This is a genomic window from Sporosarcina ureae, from assembly GCF_002101375.1.
Classification (GTDB): Bacteria; Bacillota; Bacilli; order Bacillales_A; family Planococcaceae; genus Sporosarcina; species Sporosarcina ureae_B.
This window is the reverse complement of record NZ_CP015207.1, coordinates 35,472-50,335: the sequence shown is the minus strand read 5'-3', so window position 1 is coordinate 50,335 and position 14,864 is coordinate 35,472. Positions and strand designations below refer to the sequence as shown.

The 14,864-nt window shown below is 38.4% G+C and carries 14 protein-coding genes; 7 read left to right on the top strand and 7 right to left on the bottom strand.

From position 1 onward, the window contains the following. Positions 1-36 precede the first annotated feature (36 nt). On the bottom strand, positions 37-870 hold the full coding sequence (locus SporoP8_RS00285; RefSeq protein ID WP_085130459.1) for a lipoate--protein ligase family protein: 834 nt from the start codon (positions 868-870) through the stop codon (positions 37-39). Positions 871-999: 129 nt separating this feature from the next. On the opposite strand from SporoP8_RS00285, the gene SporoP8_RS00280 reads away from it, so the two are divergent. The 3 genes from SporoP8_RS00280 (at position 1,000) to SporoP8_RS00270 (ending at position 3,380) form a co-directional block, all read left to right on the top strand. Then, complete coding sequence (locus SporoP8_RS00280) at positions 1,000-1,395, top strand: rhodanese-like domain-containing protein (RefSeq protein ID WP_085130457.1); 396 nt, start codon at positions 1,000-1,002, stop codon at positions 1,393-1,395. 60 nt (positions 1,396-1,455) lie between these two features. Continuing rightward, positions 1,456-2,721 carry an AAA family ATPase gene (locus tag SporoP8_RS00275; RefSeq protein ID WP_085130455.1) on the top strand — a complete coding sequence of 422 codons (1,266 nt, stop codon included), beginning with the start codon at positions 1,456-1,458 and terminating at the stop codon, positions 2,719-2,721. Between the two features lie 494 nt (positions 2,722-3,215). After that, positions 3,216-3,380 carry an aspartyl-phosphate phosphatase Spo0E family protein gene (locus SporoP8_RS00270; RefSeq protein ID WP_085130453.1) on the top strand — a complete coding sequence of 55 codons (165 nt, stop codon included), beginning with the start codon at positions 3,216-3,218 and terminating at the stop codon, positions 3,378-3,380. Positions 3,381-3,573: 193 nt separating this feature from the next. On the opposite strand, the gene SporoP8_RS00265 is transcribed toward SporoP8_RS00270, so the two are convergent. Then, positions 3,574-4,122: a DUF7010 family protein gene (locus SporoP8_RS00265; RefSeq protein WP_085130450.1), complete on the bottom strand. Its 549-nt coding sequence runs from the start codon at positions 4,120-4,122 to the stop codon at positions 3,574-3,576. An 81-nt stretch (positions 4,123-4,203) separates the two neighbouring features. Further along, positions 4,204-4,635, bottom strand: a complete 432-nt coding sequence (locus SporoP8_RS00260) for a DUF1801 domain-containing protein (RefSeq protein WP_085130448.1) — start codon at positions 4,633-4,635, stop codon at positions 4,204-4,206. A gap of 457 nt (positions 4,636-5,092) precedes the next feature. On the opposite strand from SporoP8_RS00260, the gene queC reads away from it, so the two are divergent. The 4 genes from queC to SporoP8_RS00240 all read left to right on the top strand — a co-directional run bounded on the left by queC (position 5,093) and on the right by SporoP8_RS00240 (position 9,106). Next, positions 5,093-5,743 (top strand): 7-cyano-7-deazaguanine synthase QueC, encoded by a 651-nt coding sequence (gene queC / locus SporoP8_RS00255; protein ID WP_232319172.1) that lies wholly within the window; start codon positions 5,093-5,095, stop codon positions 5,741-5,743. Continuing rightward, complete coding sequence (locus SporoP8_RS00250) at positions 5,743-6,294, top strand: VUT family protein (RefSeq protein ID WP_085133510.1); 552 nt, start codon at positions 5,743-5,745, stop codon at positions 6,292-6,294. Before queC ends, SporoP8_RS00250 begins: the two co-directional genes overlap by 1 nt. Before the next feature lie 14 nt (positions 6,295-6,308). Then, positions 6,309-6,797, top strand: a complete 489-nt coding sequence (gene queF, locus SporoP8_RS00245) for a preQ(1) synthase (RefSeq protein WP_085130444.1) — start codon at positions 6,309-6,311, stop codon at positions 6,795-6,797. Between the two features lie 269 nt (positions 6,798-7,066). Continuing rightward, the gene (locus SporoP8_RS00240) at positions 7,067-9,106 is read left to right on the top strand and encodes a catalase (protein WP_198166100.1); all 2,040 of its coding nucleotides are present in this window, start codon (positions 7,067-7,069) and stop codon (positions 9,104-9,106) included. Between the two features lie 222 nt (positions 9,107-9,328). Here SporoP8_RS00240 and SporoP8_RS00235 read toward each other — a convergent pair whose 3' ends face one another. From SporoP8_RS00235 to SporoP8_RS00220, 4 genes are all read right to left on the bottom strand, one after another. Continuing rightward, positions 9,329-10,645, bottom strand: coding sequence for a GntP family permease (locus tag SporoP8_RS00235; RefSeq protein WP_085130440.1), 1,317 nt, complete (start codon positions 10,643-10,645; stop codon positions 9,329-9,331). A 43-nt stretch (positions 10,646-10,688) separates the two neighbouring features. Continuing rightward, a complete protein-coding gene (hisD, locus tag SporoP8_RS00230) occupies positions 10,689-11,963 on the bottom strand; it encodes a histidinol dehydrogenase (protein WP_085130438.1) in 1,275 nt (424 codons plus the stop codon). Between the two features lie 155 nt (positions 11,964-12,118). Continuing rightward, positions 12,119-13,105: a LacI family DNA-binding transcriptional regulator gene (locus SporoP8_RS00225; RefSeq protein WP_085130436.1), complete on the bottom strand. Its 987-nt coding sequence runs from the start codon at positions 13,103-13,105 to the stop codon at positions 12,119-12,121. 395 nt (positions 13,106-13,500) lie between these two features. Then, complete coding sequence (locus SporoP8_RS00220; protein WP_085130434.1) at positions 13,501-14,337, bottom strand: malate synthase; 837 nt, start codon at positions 14,335-14,337, stop codon at positions 13,501-13,503. Positions 14,338-14,864: the final 527 nt, after the last annotated feature.

Here is a 14,864-nt window from a genome sequence, read left to right as displayed (position 1 = left end):
CATTTCGACAAAAAAAATAAAACCAAAGTACCAATTTTATTTTTTAAAATTCCAGTCATCATTCGCATATTTATCTTTCTCGATTTGGCGGACTAAAGCGAGCTGTTCATGCGTTAATTCTAGAGGTTCCAATGAAATATCGAGCGACGTTTCAAACCCTTTAGAAAAGGCTTGTTTGCATTCCTCCACTGAAATCTCTCGGTCCGTCAATCGGTCAATCGCAATTGCACGGTCTGGTAATGTTTTACGTACACGTTCTTTCAATGCGGGTGATGAATACGTGAAAATAGACGTCAATTTATCGACATCTAAGCTCATCAAAATTGCTCCATGTTGCAAAATCACGCCTTTTTGACGCGTTTGTGCACTACCCGCAACCTTTTTACCTTCGACAACGAGTTCATACCAGCTCGGTGCATCAAAACAAACACCGCTCTTTGGGCTACGCAATTGCTCCGTAACGTCTTGATCTGGAATCGAGAACTCTGCCTGAAGTCCGAGATTACGGAAGCCTTGCAGCAATCCACCAGAAATCACACGGTATGCTTCGGTTACTGTTTCCGGCATATCGGGATACTGCTCGCTCACAATGACACTGTATGTAAGCTCATGTTCATGCAAGACACCGCGGCCACCTGTTGGTCTTCGGACAAATCCGAGCCCTAGTTCTTTTACTTTTTCCATATCGATATCTTTTTCAATACGTTGGAAGTACCCGATAGATAATGTAGCGGGTTCCCACTCATAAAAACGTAGAACTGGCCCGATTTCTCCTCGGCTATGTAAGTCAAGAAGCGCTTCATCGAGCGCCATATTGAAGGAAGGACTACATTTCCCAGAGTCTACATAATGCCATACGGCTTTTGTCATAATCTATTCTCCTTCGTGTTAATACTCCACCTATAGTATAGGAAGTCATCAATGAAAAAAACAATAACGCATTTCATTTTATCATTAGGATTGAACTGATGCCAGATAATCTTTATAATAGAGATATTGATGAAGGGGGAAGTTTTTTTGAGTTATTATATTTTAGGAGCAGCTGTGCTCGCGGTCATTTTGTATTTCGTCATCACATACATACGTGTCGGAAAAGCATTGACTACATTAACGCAAGAAGAGTTTATTAAAGGATATCGCAAAGCACAATTGATCGACGTGCGCGAACCAAAAGATTTCGATGCTGGACATATTTTAGGTGCGCGTAATATTCCATTTACACAGTTCTCACAGCGCTATAAGGAAATCCGCCCCGACAAACCCGTTTATCTTTATGACCAAAACACAAGCCGTACAGGCCGTGCTGCGTTATTCTTGAAGAAAAAAGGTTGTACAGAAATCTACCAGCTACGCGGTGGATTTAAAAAGTGGTCAGGTAAAATCAAAACAAAATAATCATTGCGGATCCTCCTTTTTAAGGAGGATCTACTTATTTATAGGGAGAGTGTTAAATTAATGAAATCATCTTTTTTAATTCCACTACAGTCCGCACAATACGAGAAGCTGACACATTATCAATATTATGGCGTCGTCATTGAAGCGATTCTAGACGCACTTCAACAACGTTCACCGGCTGATTGGAAAATTATCCAAGTGGATGAGTTTTCCTCTTATACAGAAACCATGCTTCCTGAGTTGATTCATCGTAAACAATTGCCTTACGAATCACTTAGTCATATTTACGCCACATTGCCGACACAAAAAATTCAACAAGACGTATCAACTGATGCTTTTTCCTTACAAGGTGCTGAAACAATCGACAATCAGTTGCTATTCTTTCCTGAACATCAAATTGCCATCGCCAACATTAGCTATTATGTCGCAACCGGCTCTACTTGGTCAGAACATACTGTATTCGCGCCATCGGCCAGTCACGTCAAAGATTTCATCGAAGTGCTCAATCAACTTCAACGAGACGCGATGAAAACGAATATTACGTACTTAGTGGATACCGAAGAAGGCATGGAAAAAAAGACGTATGGCGCCGGCGCACAAATTGAGCGCAGTGACGTTCTGCTGGATGAAAGTTTGAAGAATGATCTATTTCGTTCTATCGATGAATTCTTCCGAGATGGCGGGGCTTTCTTTAAAGAATACGGACTACCATATAAAAGAGGAATCTTGCTGTATGGATCTCCTGGTAACGGTAAAACGACACTCGTACGTTCCATTACCGGAACAACTGACGCACCTGTTGTCTATTGGCAAATCACGGAATTCACAGGGAGTCATTCCGTACAAGAAGTGTTCAATACAGTCGAACGGCTCGCACCCGCCATCCTTGTAATCGAAGACATCGACTCCATGCCGGAACATATGAGAAGCACATTTCTAAACATCCTAGATGGCGTACATGTCCGTGATGGTTTATTCATCATCGGGACGACTAATTACCCTGAACGCATCGACCCTGCCCTCATCAACCGCGCAGGCCGCTTTGACAGCACATATGAAATCAAGTCTCCGACACTGGAAGTCCGTAGGTTATACATGGAAAAACTGGATCGCAAAAAGATACTTTCTCTAGAACAAGTGGAGGAAATAGCCAAGCAGACAAAAGGCCTTTCTGTATCACAGTTGAATGAATTATATATGTCAATTGCGCTCACCTACCATTATGAGGCGAATATTCAATATGAAGAACGAATCCGTCAGTTGCAGAAGCAACATAGACAAACTACTCGACATGACTGGGAAACCGATTCAACAATTGGTTATTAAGACGCAAAAGAGGTTGCCTTGAATCTTTCAAGGCAACCTCTTTTGCTTGATTGTGAATAGGTTTACGCAAAGTCACTCATTCTAGTTATTGATTTTTATCCAGCTACTTCTAGCTTTCGTCAGGTCAACTATTATTTTGTTATAAGCCCCTACCTTCGCGCCAAATAGAAGCTCATTGCCTTTAAGGACTGTCATAATTTGTATATTAAGCAATTATTTATTATGACAAATATCTAATAGTACGTTTCTTTTATTCACGAAGATTTAAAAATAAAACAACACTCGTGTCGATTAAAGGATTATTTTATCCTACCTAATATAATTGAATTTTCAATCATCATACACATTTATGTCATAATCTATAAACAATATAGGAGTCAGTCAAAAAGCGACACACTTTTCAATTCGCTTTATATATGATAAGAAAGTTGCTTCCAACCTAGCAAGTTAACCGCTACATGACGTGAAGCGTAATATATATTACGGAGGAAAAAATGATTAAAACTATTGAAAGAAACTTACTATTGTTTAGAATTGAAGTAAAAAGAATTATCATGTATAAGAAAGCTGAATTCTTAGGAATCGCACATCCGAGCGTTGTAAAAAGCAGCCAACGACTAGATAGCTTATTGAACAGAGTACAAGGAATTTATTCTTAACTATTGAAGTTACATCTATAGTATCAATAATAGTTCCAAAGAAAAGACAGTTCCCGTTTTGGAACTGTCTTTTTGTATTGTCTGAAACATTGTCATTCAACACTTCAATAAAATCCGACATTCACGATCACTTGATTTTATGGAAATCGCTTGGCTGCCCATTGCGTGAAGAAAATAGTTTAGTAAATACCAGTTATGTTCGCTTTACTACCTTTCTATAATCCATATGGAGTGCAAAGCTTAATAGCAATAATACACTTACCATTGAGAGAGGAATCATCCATAGATTGTCTGCCGTTGTATAAAGGCCTAAAAACATTATGCCGATCGCAATCATCGGAGCCGATATATAATAAGGTTTTGCATTATAAAACCATCCGTACGTAAAAAAGTGCGCCCCTGTAATAATAGCAAATATCATAATTGCATCCTGTGGACTTTTTAACATACTCCAAAAAAGTATCGGAAAATAGAGAATCTGTGCTAGATTCAAATATAACCCTAGACTACCTAAGGCGTTATTTTTAAATTTCCAATCGGCCTTTAGTATATATGAAATACCAACTGAGAGAGGGAACATTAAACCTGTCGAAAAAAGCATTCCTATATTTTTCTGCGTTATTTCTAATGACTGCATAAATATAATGGTAATAATCAACCAAATCACACTAGCAGATAGGATAAATGAGATCCCATTTCTCCCTTTAATCGATAAATCATTTTTCATCTCATATATCGTCAAAGAAATCTTCCACCTTTCCTCTTCTCTTGTAAAACAGTATTGCTAAATTAGGCAAAGTATATCTAGTACACGTACTCCGCTCTATAGTTTTTCTGTATTTGGATAGATTTCTTTAATAAAAGCCGCAGATTGTTCTATTAATTTCTTTAATATCTCTATTTCAACATCCGCGATTTTGTTGATATATATACAAGATTTACCTGTTGTGTGTTTCCCAAAATCTTTTAACAGTTTCTCTCGCTGTTCATTTTCAAGCGTTACATATAAACTAATTTTAGCTTTTCGTGGGGAAAAACCTACGATTGGCGCGTCCCCTTCATGACCAGAACTATATTTGTAATGATATTTGCCAAAACCTATAATACTCGGTCCCCACATTTTAGCTTTATACCCCGTCGTCTCGGTGAAGATATCCAGTAAACTAAAAGCATCTTCACGCTTTCTAAGTTGATCAATGTTCTCAATAAATTCAATAACACTACTATCGGTTTCTTTAGTTTTTAATTCGTACATTGAATTATCTCCATTCTACTATTTTTTGGTTTGCGCGAAATTCATCATGATTTCTAGATCATAATGCCAGAAAGGACGACTGATTACAGCACTGGTATCCTCTATTGATTTTATGGAAACGTCATTGCACTGTCGTCCCGTTGACGTTAGTATCACACATATCCCTTTGTATTATTTAAATACCAGAAAAATTAATCTTTTTTACAAGCACTTTCCTAATCGTCGCGTCTATAAACAGATTATCTAACATGAATAATGCTTCATCTTTCATTATGTTTTATTAAAGATACCAGTAACAGGTAGCATTCTCAATCCGCTTGTGGAAAGGACGATTAAAGTGTATATTTTAACTACTAATAATCATAGCTGTCTTAGGAATATATAACTAAGCCACTTCGATTATTGCAGAGGGTTCGTAACCATCCCCTCTAAAAACAAAACTATGGAGGAATGTAGAGTGAGTAAAGCAGTTGTAGTATTTAGTGGCGGACAAGATTCTACCACTTGCCTGTTATGGGCAATGGAAGAATTCGACGAAGTAGAAACCGTCACATTTTTGTATGGGCAAAGACATAAGTTAGAAGTTGATTGCGCTACAAAAATCGCGAAAGACTTAGGTGTTAAACAAAAGATCATTCAAATGGACGTTCTCAATCAGTTAACTTCGAACGCATTGACCCGAGATGGTATGCAAATTGAAGTAGAAGAAGGAAGTGTACCCAATACATTTGTAGAGGGACGGAATCACATATTTCTTTCATTTGCGGCAATCTATGCTAAAACTGTTGGGGCAAAAGCGATTATTACCGGTGTAAGTGAGACAGATTTTAGTGGATACCCTGATTGCCGGGATGAGTTTATTCGTTCATTGAATACGACTTTGAATTTAGCAATGGACTATCCATTTGATTTGATCACTCCTTTAATGTGGAAAGACAAAGCAGAAGTTTGGGCCATGGCCGATCAAATGGGACGGCTGAAATATATTCGAGAGAACACGCTAACTTGCTATAATGGTGTTATTGCAGATGGTTGCAAGGAATGCCCCGCTTGCCAGTTGAGAAATGATGGGTTAGCGAAATACTTACAAGGACAGCACGTCTCATGATCCGAATTACGATTTATTTACTATCTATCATTCTTGCCAATGTAATTACAGCACGATTTGCTCCACTTGAACTTGGTCCATTAATTATCCCCTACGGTACTTTGTTCATTGGATTAACACTTGTCATGAGAGATATGGTCCAAAACCGATTCGGAAGACGTCAAACATACATATTGATTGCAGTCGCACTCTTATTATCCGCTGTTACCAGTCATTTATTAGGAGATCAATTATGGATCGTCTTTGCAAGTACGCTTAGTTTTATTGTTTCAGAAACAGCAGATACTGAAATTTATACCCGCTTTAAATTACCTTTTGTAAAAAGAGTACTGTTCTCGGGTGTGGTAGCTGGCTTTTTAGACTCAAGTTTATTTGTAATTATTGGAATTGGTCCACTAGGGCTTAACTTCGTCCCATGGGAGTTAGTTCCATATGCAATACTCGGACAATGGATAGCGAAAGTGTTGATGCAGTTAATCGTTGCCGGCGGGATTAGACAAGTTGTGATTAAGTTAAATATATATGAACCAAATATTTCAGAAGCACATTAAAAGGAGTTTGGAAAATGCCAGAAAACAGTAAAAACAGCCTTACATTACTCGGAAATCAAGAGACAACATATAACTATGAATATGATCCAGACGTTTTAGAAACGTTTGAGAATCAACATCAAAGCAATGATTACTTTGTTAAATTTAACATTCCTGAATTCACTAGCCTTTGTCCAATCACTGGCCAACCTGACTTTGCTACCATCTATATATCCTATATTCCTGATGTGAAAATGGTAGAAAGTAAATCATTAAAGCTATACATGTTCAGTTTCAGAAACCATCCAGGTTTTCATGAAGATTGCGCAAATCTGATTATGAAAGACTTAATTCATTTAATGGAGCCACGATATATTGAAGTGTGGGCCAAGTTCACTCCGCGTGGCGGAATCTCCATTGATCCGTATTGTAATTACGGAAAACCTGGAACGTATTTCGAACAAATGGCTAAAGAAAGACTTTTTCAACATGATATATATCCCGAGAAGATAGATAATAGATAATTTTTTATGCCAGGCACAGAGACAATTTGAAAATGTCTCCATGCCTGGCATTTTACTATACTAACCGAATCACATGTCAAAAAAGCTATACTACTATAAATCATTTCTAAGCCCTTCCACTAAAATGTATTCTTTTTTATTCCTTAATGTAAATGAGCGGGCTTTTTATCATCACTTATACATACAGTATAAGTGAGATGTGAAGTTTTCATCATCATATACTAATAAACGGAGGGAATTTCTTGAAAGATGAATCGGCAAACGAAAATATGAATAGAGAAAAGAATCGAAAAGTTCAGCAGTTGGAACAATTTAAAGTTGACAATAAAGGAAAAAAGCTTACGACCAATCAAGGAGTGAAAGTGTCCAATGATGAAGAGTCATTGAAAGCAGGAGTACGTGGGCCTACATTAATGGAAGGAATTCATTTAAAAGAAAAACTCATGCACTTTGACCGTGAACGGATTCCTGAGCGGGTTGTTCATGCGAGAGGATATGCAGCACACGGTGAGTTTGAGTTATATGAATCAATGAAAGACTATACAACAGCTGCCTTTCTCCAGAAAGCAGGACAGAAGACACCTGTTTTCACACGCTTTTCTAACGTAGCAGGAAATTTAGGATCTGTTGATACAGCAAGGGATGTCCGAGGTTTTGCGGTGAAGTTTTATACAGAAGAAGGAAATTACGACTTGGTGGGAAATAATTTACCTGTGTTTTTTGTTCAAGACAGCATGAAATTTCCCGATCTTGTTCATGCAGTAAAACCTGAACCGGACACAGATATGCCCCAAGCGGCTTCAGCTCACGATACGTTTTGGGATTTCATAGCTAACAATCAAGAATCCGCCCATATGGTGATGTGGCAAATGTCAGACCGGACCATTCCTAGAAGTTGGCGAATGATGGAAGGCTTTGGTGTCCATACATTCCGACTGATTAATAGTGAAGGTCAAGCTAGTTTCGTAAAATTTCATTGGAAACCAATACTCGGCGTGCATTCATTAGTATGGGATGAAGCGCAGAAAATCGCTGGAAAAAATGCAGATTTCCAGCGCAAAGATCTATGGGAATGTATTGATAAAGGATATTTTGCTGAATATGAATTCGGCGTTCAATTGATTGCAGAAGAAGATGAATTCATGTTTGATTTTGATATTCTCGATGCAACAAAACTGTGGCCCGAAGAGATCGTGCCTGTTAAAATCATTGGGAAAATGACGTTAAATCAAAACGTAACAAACGTCTTTGCTGAAACCGAACAAGCCGCTTTCCATCCTGGTAACGTAGTGCCCGGAATAGATTTCACTAATGATCCACTTTTACAGGGCAGACTTTTATCCTACCTCGATACCCAACTATACCGTCTCGGTGGACCAAACTTTACAGAAATACCGATTAATCGTGCAGTCTGTCCATTTCATAACAATCAGAGAAATGGATTCAACCGACAGCGAATTGATGTCGGCAAAGTAAGTTATCATAAAAATTCTTTGGCTGATAATACGCCTTCCACTTCCACAGCAAAAGAAGGCGGATTTGTTCACTATGCTGAAAAAGTGGAAGGGCGCATCATTCAAGCACGAAGCGAATCATTCAAGGATCACTTTTCTCAAGCCCGACTTTTCTGGAATAGTATGTCACCGCCCGAAAAACAACATATTATTAACGCGTTTAGTTTTGAAATTGGAAAAGTGAATAGTATAAGTATTAGACAACAAGTAGTAGATATGTTCGCTAACGTTGATCAGAAAATGGCTACCATAATCGCAAACAATGTAGGAGTTAATAAACCAACTGGTGAACAAGTCAAAGTTACAGCGTCATCCCCTGCGCTGAGCCAGGAAAATACTCCCCGCTACCCATACAGTTTGAAGGTCGGTATTCTCATTGGTGACGGATTTTCTGACGAGGAAGTGAAATCGACAATTGAACATCTAGCAAAGTATGGAGTTTGGGTATATACAATTGGTGAAAAACTTGGTACGGTGAGAGGAAAGAACGGCCTGGAGATTCATGTCAATGAAACGTTTTTGACTACAGCTCCCGTTTTATTCGATTCTCTTTATGTAGTAGGCGGAAACGCAGCGGATCAAGCAAAGTTTAATTCGGATAGCGTCTATTTCATCAATGAGACATTCAGACATTATAAACCGATTAGCGTTGCCAAAACCGGAAACGCTATTTTCACAGCATCTGACGCAAAAAAGGGACCTGGTATTGTGTTTGCGGAAAATAACGCTACTTTTAACGATGATTTTATACTCGCTATTACCCAGCAACGTTTTTGGAAACGAGATATTTACTAATTCTTCCTGGAAAGAAGCGTCACTCTGAATGATGAGTGACGCTTCTTTATGTTCTAATCCATTATTATCGCTTTCAAAATACAACATATTAATAAGATTACGTTGTCATTTACGAAAAGATAGAAACCTTAAGCCTTTTGCGCTTACATATGTCGTGCTTTTCATTACCTGGGAAATTAAGAGTCTAGATGAACTATATATTTGATTCGTTAGGTCTTTATTTTATAGTCCGATCGAAAACAGAATGACTGCTAAGGCTGCGCCTAGTATTGGTACAACGACAGACAAAGCTCCAAATGCCGGATATGCGTCTTTATGTGTTTCGCCAGCAATAGATCGAATTGTTGTTACAACATATCCCCCTTGAGGAAGTGAATCCAACGACCCTGAAGAGATGGATACCGTTCTATGCAATGCTTCGGGATCTACACCTAGATCTAAATAGTGTGGTGCTAATAGTGGCAAAGCAATTGCTTGTCCACCTGACGATGAACCGGTTAATCCAGCAATGACTGCTACCGCAAGCGCTCCACCGATTAAGGGACTTCCCGGAATATCTGTCATGACATTTACTGCCGCATCAAAAGCCGGCGTCGCCTTGACTACCCCGCCAAAACCAACGACTGCAGCTGTATTAGCAATAGCAATAACTGCACCCATCGCACCTTCTCCTACTGCATGACCAAAATTTTGGAAGTACTTTTTATTCAAAATAAATGTTGCTAATATACCGCCACTTAAAGAGATAATTAGTGCCGAGGTTCCAAGAGATTTGTGCAATAATAACGTGATTCCAAGAACTACTACTAATGGAATCATACTCAGTATTGGATTCGGAAGAGCTCTTTGCATATCTACTTCCTTATCCGTATCTCTTGCAACAAACCTTTCCCCTTTGGATACAGCTTTGGAAATCATTCGCTTCAGCCACCAATAGCCGAACAAGAACATGAAGACTGCTACGAGAATACTGACTTCCCATCCCGCATATGGACTCGTGCCAAGGAACTCAATTGGAATCCAGTTTTGAATTTCAGGAGATCCTGCAGATGTCATCGTAAATGTTGTAGAACCAAATGCTAGTGCAGCTGGAATGAATCTTCTTGGCAAATCAGCTTGTTTAAACAGACTTAACGCCATCGGATAGACCGAGAACGCAACAACAAACAAACTTACCCCGCCATACGTTAACACTGCACAAGCGATAACGACCGCCAAGGCTGCTCTTTTCATACCAATTTTACTGACAATCCACTTTGAAATACTATCGGCACCACCACTATCTTCCATAACTTTACCGAATATAGCTCCAGTTAAGAACATTAAATACCAGGAAGCGATAAATCCTGTGAATCCACCCATATAGTTGGTTAAGAAATTAACCGCGCCTTCTTCTGCCAACTGTGGGAAAAGCGGGATGCCATTCATAATTGCGATCAACAGTGCAGTAATGGGTGCCGCAATGAGAAGGTTCATACCTCTCATTGTTAAATAAATCAAGATCGCAAGTCCCCCAAAAAGGCCGATCATTCCTAACATACTCATTCCTCCTAATTACCTTGTTCCTTTATAACGTACTTTATTATTTACTATACCGATCCACACGTAGTTGCGCTTGTCTAGCATGTCCTTCAAAGTTCTCTAGAAGACAAAGGCGTGCTGCGTACTCACCGATATATGCAGAGGCTTCAGGAGTTACCTTCTGATAAGTGACCGTTTTGATGAATTTTCCAACCCACAATCCACCTGTGTAACGAGCAGCTCCCTTAGTCGGCAAAGTATGGTTTGTTCCAATTACTTTATCTCCGTATGCTACATTTGTCTCCGGTCCCAAGAACAAGCAGCCGTAGTTCGTCATGTGCTCTAGGAAGTAATCGGGATTCTCTGTTAAAATCTCCACATGTTCGAATGCTAGGCGATCTGCTTCGATCCGTGCCTCTTCAATAGAATCCACAACCAATATTTGACCATAATCTTCCCAAGACACACTTGCTACGTCTGCCGTTGGAAGTGTGTCCAACTGACGTTCAATTTCTTTAATCGTTTCGTGTGCAAGTTCTTCAGAAGTCGTAATCAACGCTCCAGGAGAAGTAGGTCCATGCTCTCCTTGACCAAGAAGATCAATTGCAATCATTTCTGCATCTGCTGTATGGTCTGCTACAACCAGTGTCTCTGTTGGACCTGCAAACAAATCAATTCCTACACGACCGTATAATTGTCGCTTCGCTTCAGCAACAAATGCATTACCCGGTCCGACAATCATATCGACAGATTCAATTGTTTCTGTCCCGATAGCCATTGCCCCCATCGCTTGAATGCCACCAAGTAAATAAATTTCGTCTGCACCTGCTAAATACATTGCCGCAATGGTCGCTTTTGGGATTTCGCCATTGATAGGTGGTGTACAGGCAATGACCCGCTTCACTCCTGCAACTTTTGCAGTCAATACACTCATATGTGCAGATGCAACCATCGGATAGCGTCCACCCGGTATATAACAACCTACGCTGTTTACTGGAATATTTTTATGTCCTAGAATAACGCCAGGAATATTTTCCACTTCCACATTGTGCAAAGAAGCAAGCTGTGCTTCTGCAAACGCTTTAATATTAGTTTGAGCAAATTTAATGTCTTCGATTACACTGTCAGGCACTTGCGCGACAATTTCTTTAATTTCTGATTCACTAAGTCTGAAGGATTCTGGGGACCATTTATCAAATTTCTTCGATAGTTCACGTACCGCATGATCTCCACGATTTTCCACTGCTTTTAACGCCTCAGAAACTATTTCAGATACCTTCGTATCATTTGCTACTACTTCTTCTTGTGATTTACCTGCTTTTATTACTTTTACCATGATTTTGCCTCCTATTTTTAAACGCTTCCATTTTGTTTGGTCTACATACTAACTTGAGTAATATTTAGAATGCGTAAGCAAATTCCGATTTGCATACGTATGCAAATAACTCTACGTCAAAATAATAGTCTAAATATTCGTCAAAGTCAACAACTTTATGTAGTTTTTCTTTCTATCAATTTGCCATCCACTTCTATCGTTTGCACAGATCCTGTATAAGATGTCACTTCATCCAGCAAATACGTTACGGTTGCTTCAATCATTTCTTCAATCGGCTGTTCCCATGTCGTCAATTCGTATGCAGGCCAAGAAGCCATACCGATATTATCAAATCCAACTACCCTTGTGTATTCAGGTATTCGGATTTCATGTTTGCGAAGTGCATCTAATACTCCTAGTGCCATAATATCATTCGCCACAAATATAGCAGATGGTAATTGATTCTCTTCAATCAGAGTGGTAGCTGTGTTATATCCCCCTTCATACGTATAGTCCGAACTATACGTGCGATACACAATATTTTGCTGATCCAAGACTTCGCAAAAACCTTTTTTACGTTCTATACTTGTAGAGGTATCTTCATTTCCCGTGATCAATACTAGTTCCATGGACCCTTTTGCAATTAAAAAGTAAGCAATAGAGCGTCCAGCTTCTAAATTATTGCAACTTACTGAATGAAAAACTTCAGTCTTAGGCTTTCTATTAAAAAAAACAAGAGGTATGTGATTCTTTTTGAATTCATTTCCAACTGTTTCTGATATCGTAGCATCTGTTACAACTACGCCCGCTACATTATAGTTAAGTAATGTTTCCACATCTTCCTCTTGAATTTCATCATTATTAGTGGAGACAAATAAGATGCTATAACCTTGCTGTTTGAAGATTGAACTAAATCGTTTTAATACGTGTGTATAGAATGGATTGTGAACACTTTTCATCACAAGTCCAATAATTTTAGACTGGTTTGTTATTAGACTTCTGGCATATACGTTGGGACGATAGCCGAGCTCTGCCGCTGCCTCAAGAACCCGTTTTCTAGTTTTAGCCGAAACAGAAGCACCTTCAAAATATACTCTTGAAACCGACGATTGTGAAACGCCCGCTAGCTTAGCAACATCCATCGCCGTTACCGTTTCTCTCATTTAATTCAATCCTTTGCAATGATTTTAATTTTATGTCTTATTCTCAATACTGTTTTTTATTTTATTCAATTTAGTAAATTATATAGTATATATTCAAAGATTTAAAATGAAAATTTTTAGAGGCTAGTTCACACTAACAATTCGCTTACATTTTTATAGAAATTGTATGATACTGAAATGTTAATACGCAATGTATTCGCTTATAGCCACTTATTATTCTATACACTGTATGTTTCTAATCACTTGAAACGTTCTCGTTAGCCTGTTAAATGCTATATCAACAGAATAATTGAAAGATGAAAAACTGCCAGGTACCAACACAGTCGTCATGTGCTCGTACCTGGCAGTTTTATGTGTAATTTTCTAAAGCACTTCGGCTAAAGTGACTTTACTTGTTAACGTAAAGAGCCTTCTGCTTCCGGAATATTATTCATGTCAATAGCGTTCAATTTACAGAAATAGCTCATAAACTCTTGTGCTTCTTTGATTTGCTCTTCATCCGTTTTTAATGCAATAATATCGTTTAAAATTTGAGCAGTCCAAATATTATCAAAATAACGGAATGTACCTGAATTCCATGAAGTACGATCAGGATAGTTCTTATTTTTATAGTAATTCCAGAAAAGCATTTTCTCAGCTTCTTCTTCAGTAAGTTGAATTCTATATTCAGGGTGGGTAGGCACCAAACCATCCTCACCGATACTTCCAGTAAACGTATCACCAACCATGAAGAGACCAATAATAGTTCTTTCAGTTTCTGCTTGATCTGCGGTTCTAACAGTTAGAACACCTGCACTGTTCGGACGCAAACGAGTCACCGGGTTAGGTAATCCTTTATTCTTCCCACTTTGTATACTTCCAGTCGATATCTCCCAGTCGCCAAGTACTTCTGACTGTTTTTCTTTATCTAACCAGAAAACAATTTGTGAACTTTCATGAATTTTATGGTTCTTTAATATTTCTCTACGCTGCTGCTCAAGCACCTGGATAGCCTTTTCTTCTTTACGCTTCTTTTCCAATATTTTTTCTTCTGCTTTTCGTTCCACAAAGACCTTCTCTAAAGACTCTGCCATACTTCGATTGTTTAACGTAATAAAATTCTCGAATGCATCGGGATAGACAAATCTTTTAAGATCCTTATTAAAATCAACAGTGATGAATGACTCTTCGTGTTCCACAATATTTCCCTCACCAAACACGTTATGAGTAATTTCTTCATTAATTAAATTCACTAGCCAATCTCCTCCTATAAATTCCTTGATAAATACTTTACAGCAAATCTAATTAAAACATTCTGTGTTTTCACATTTTATTTCATTGAAATGGAACAACCCATTTTTCGAATTCAAAAAATGCGCCCTTCATTCCTTGCTGGAATAAGTTGCGCAGGATTGTTACGGCCGTCCTGATTACTTGTACATATACAGTATAACACATTGTTAGAAATTTCTCAAATTTACGGTTGACACAGATCATTTGTTTATCGTATAATATACGATTTTGATTTTACAAGACTGTGTTTAGAACTAGTTTTAGTCTTAATAGTATTGATATGTAGGCTTCACATATTGCAGGATACCTCCATGATTCATGAAGTTTATCGCGTATATAAATCGAATCATTAATTCTCCTTCAACTAACTATGCACTCTTAATATAGTATTCTTCAAACGGGACATGTATAACAGAAGAGTTATTAAATGGTTAAATTATTTGCAATTCAAAGAGCACCGCTAACTTTTAGCGGCGCTCCATTCAAT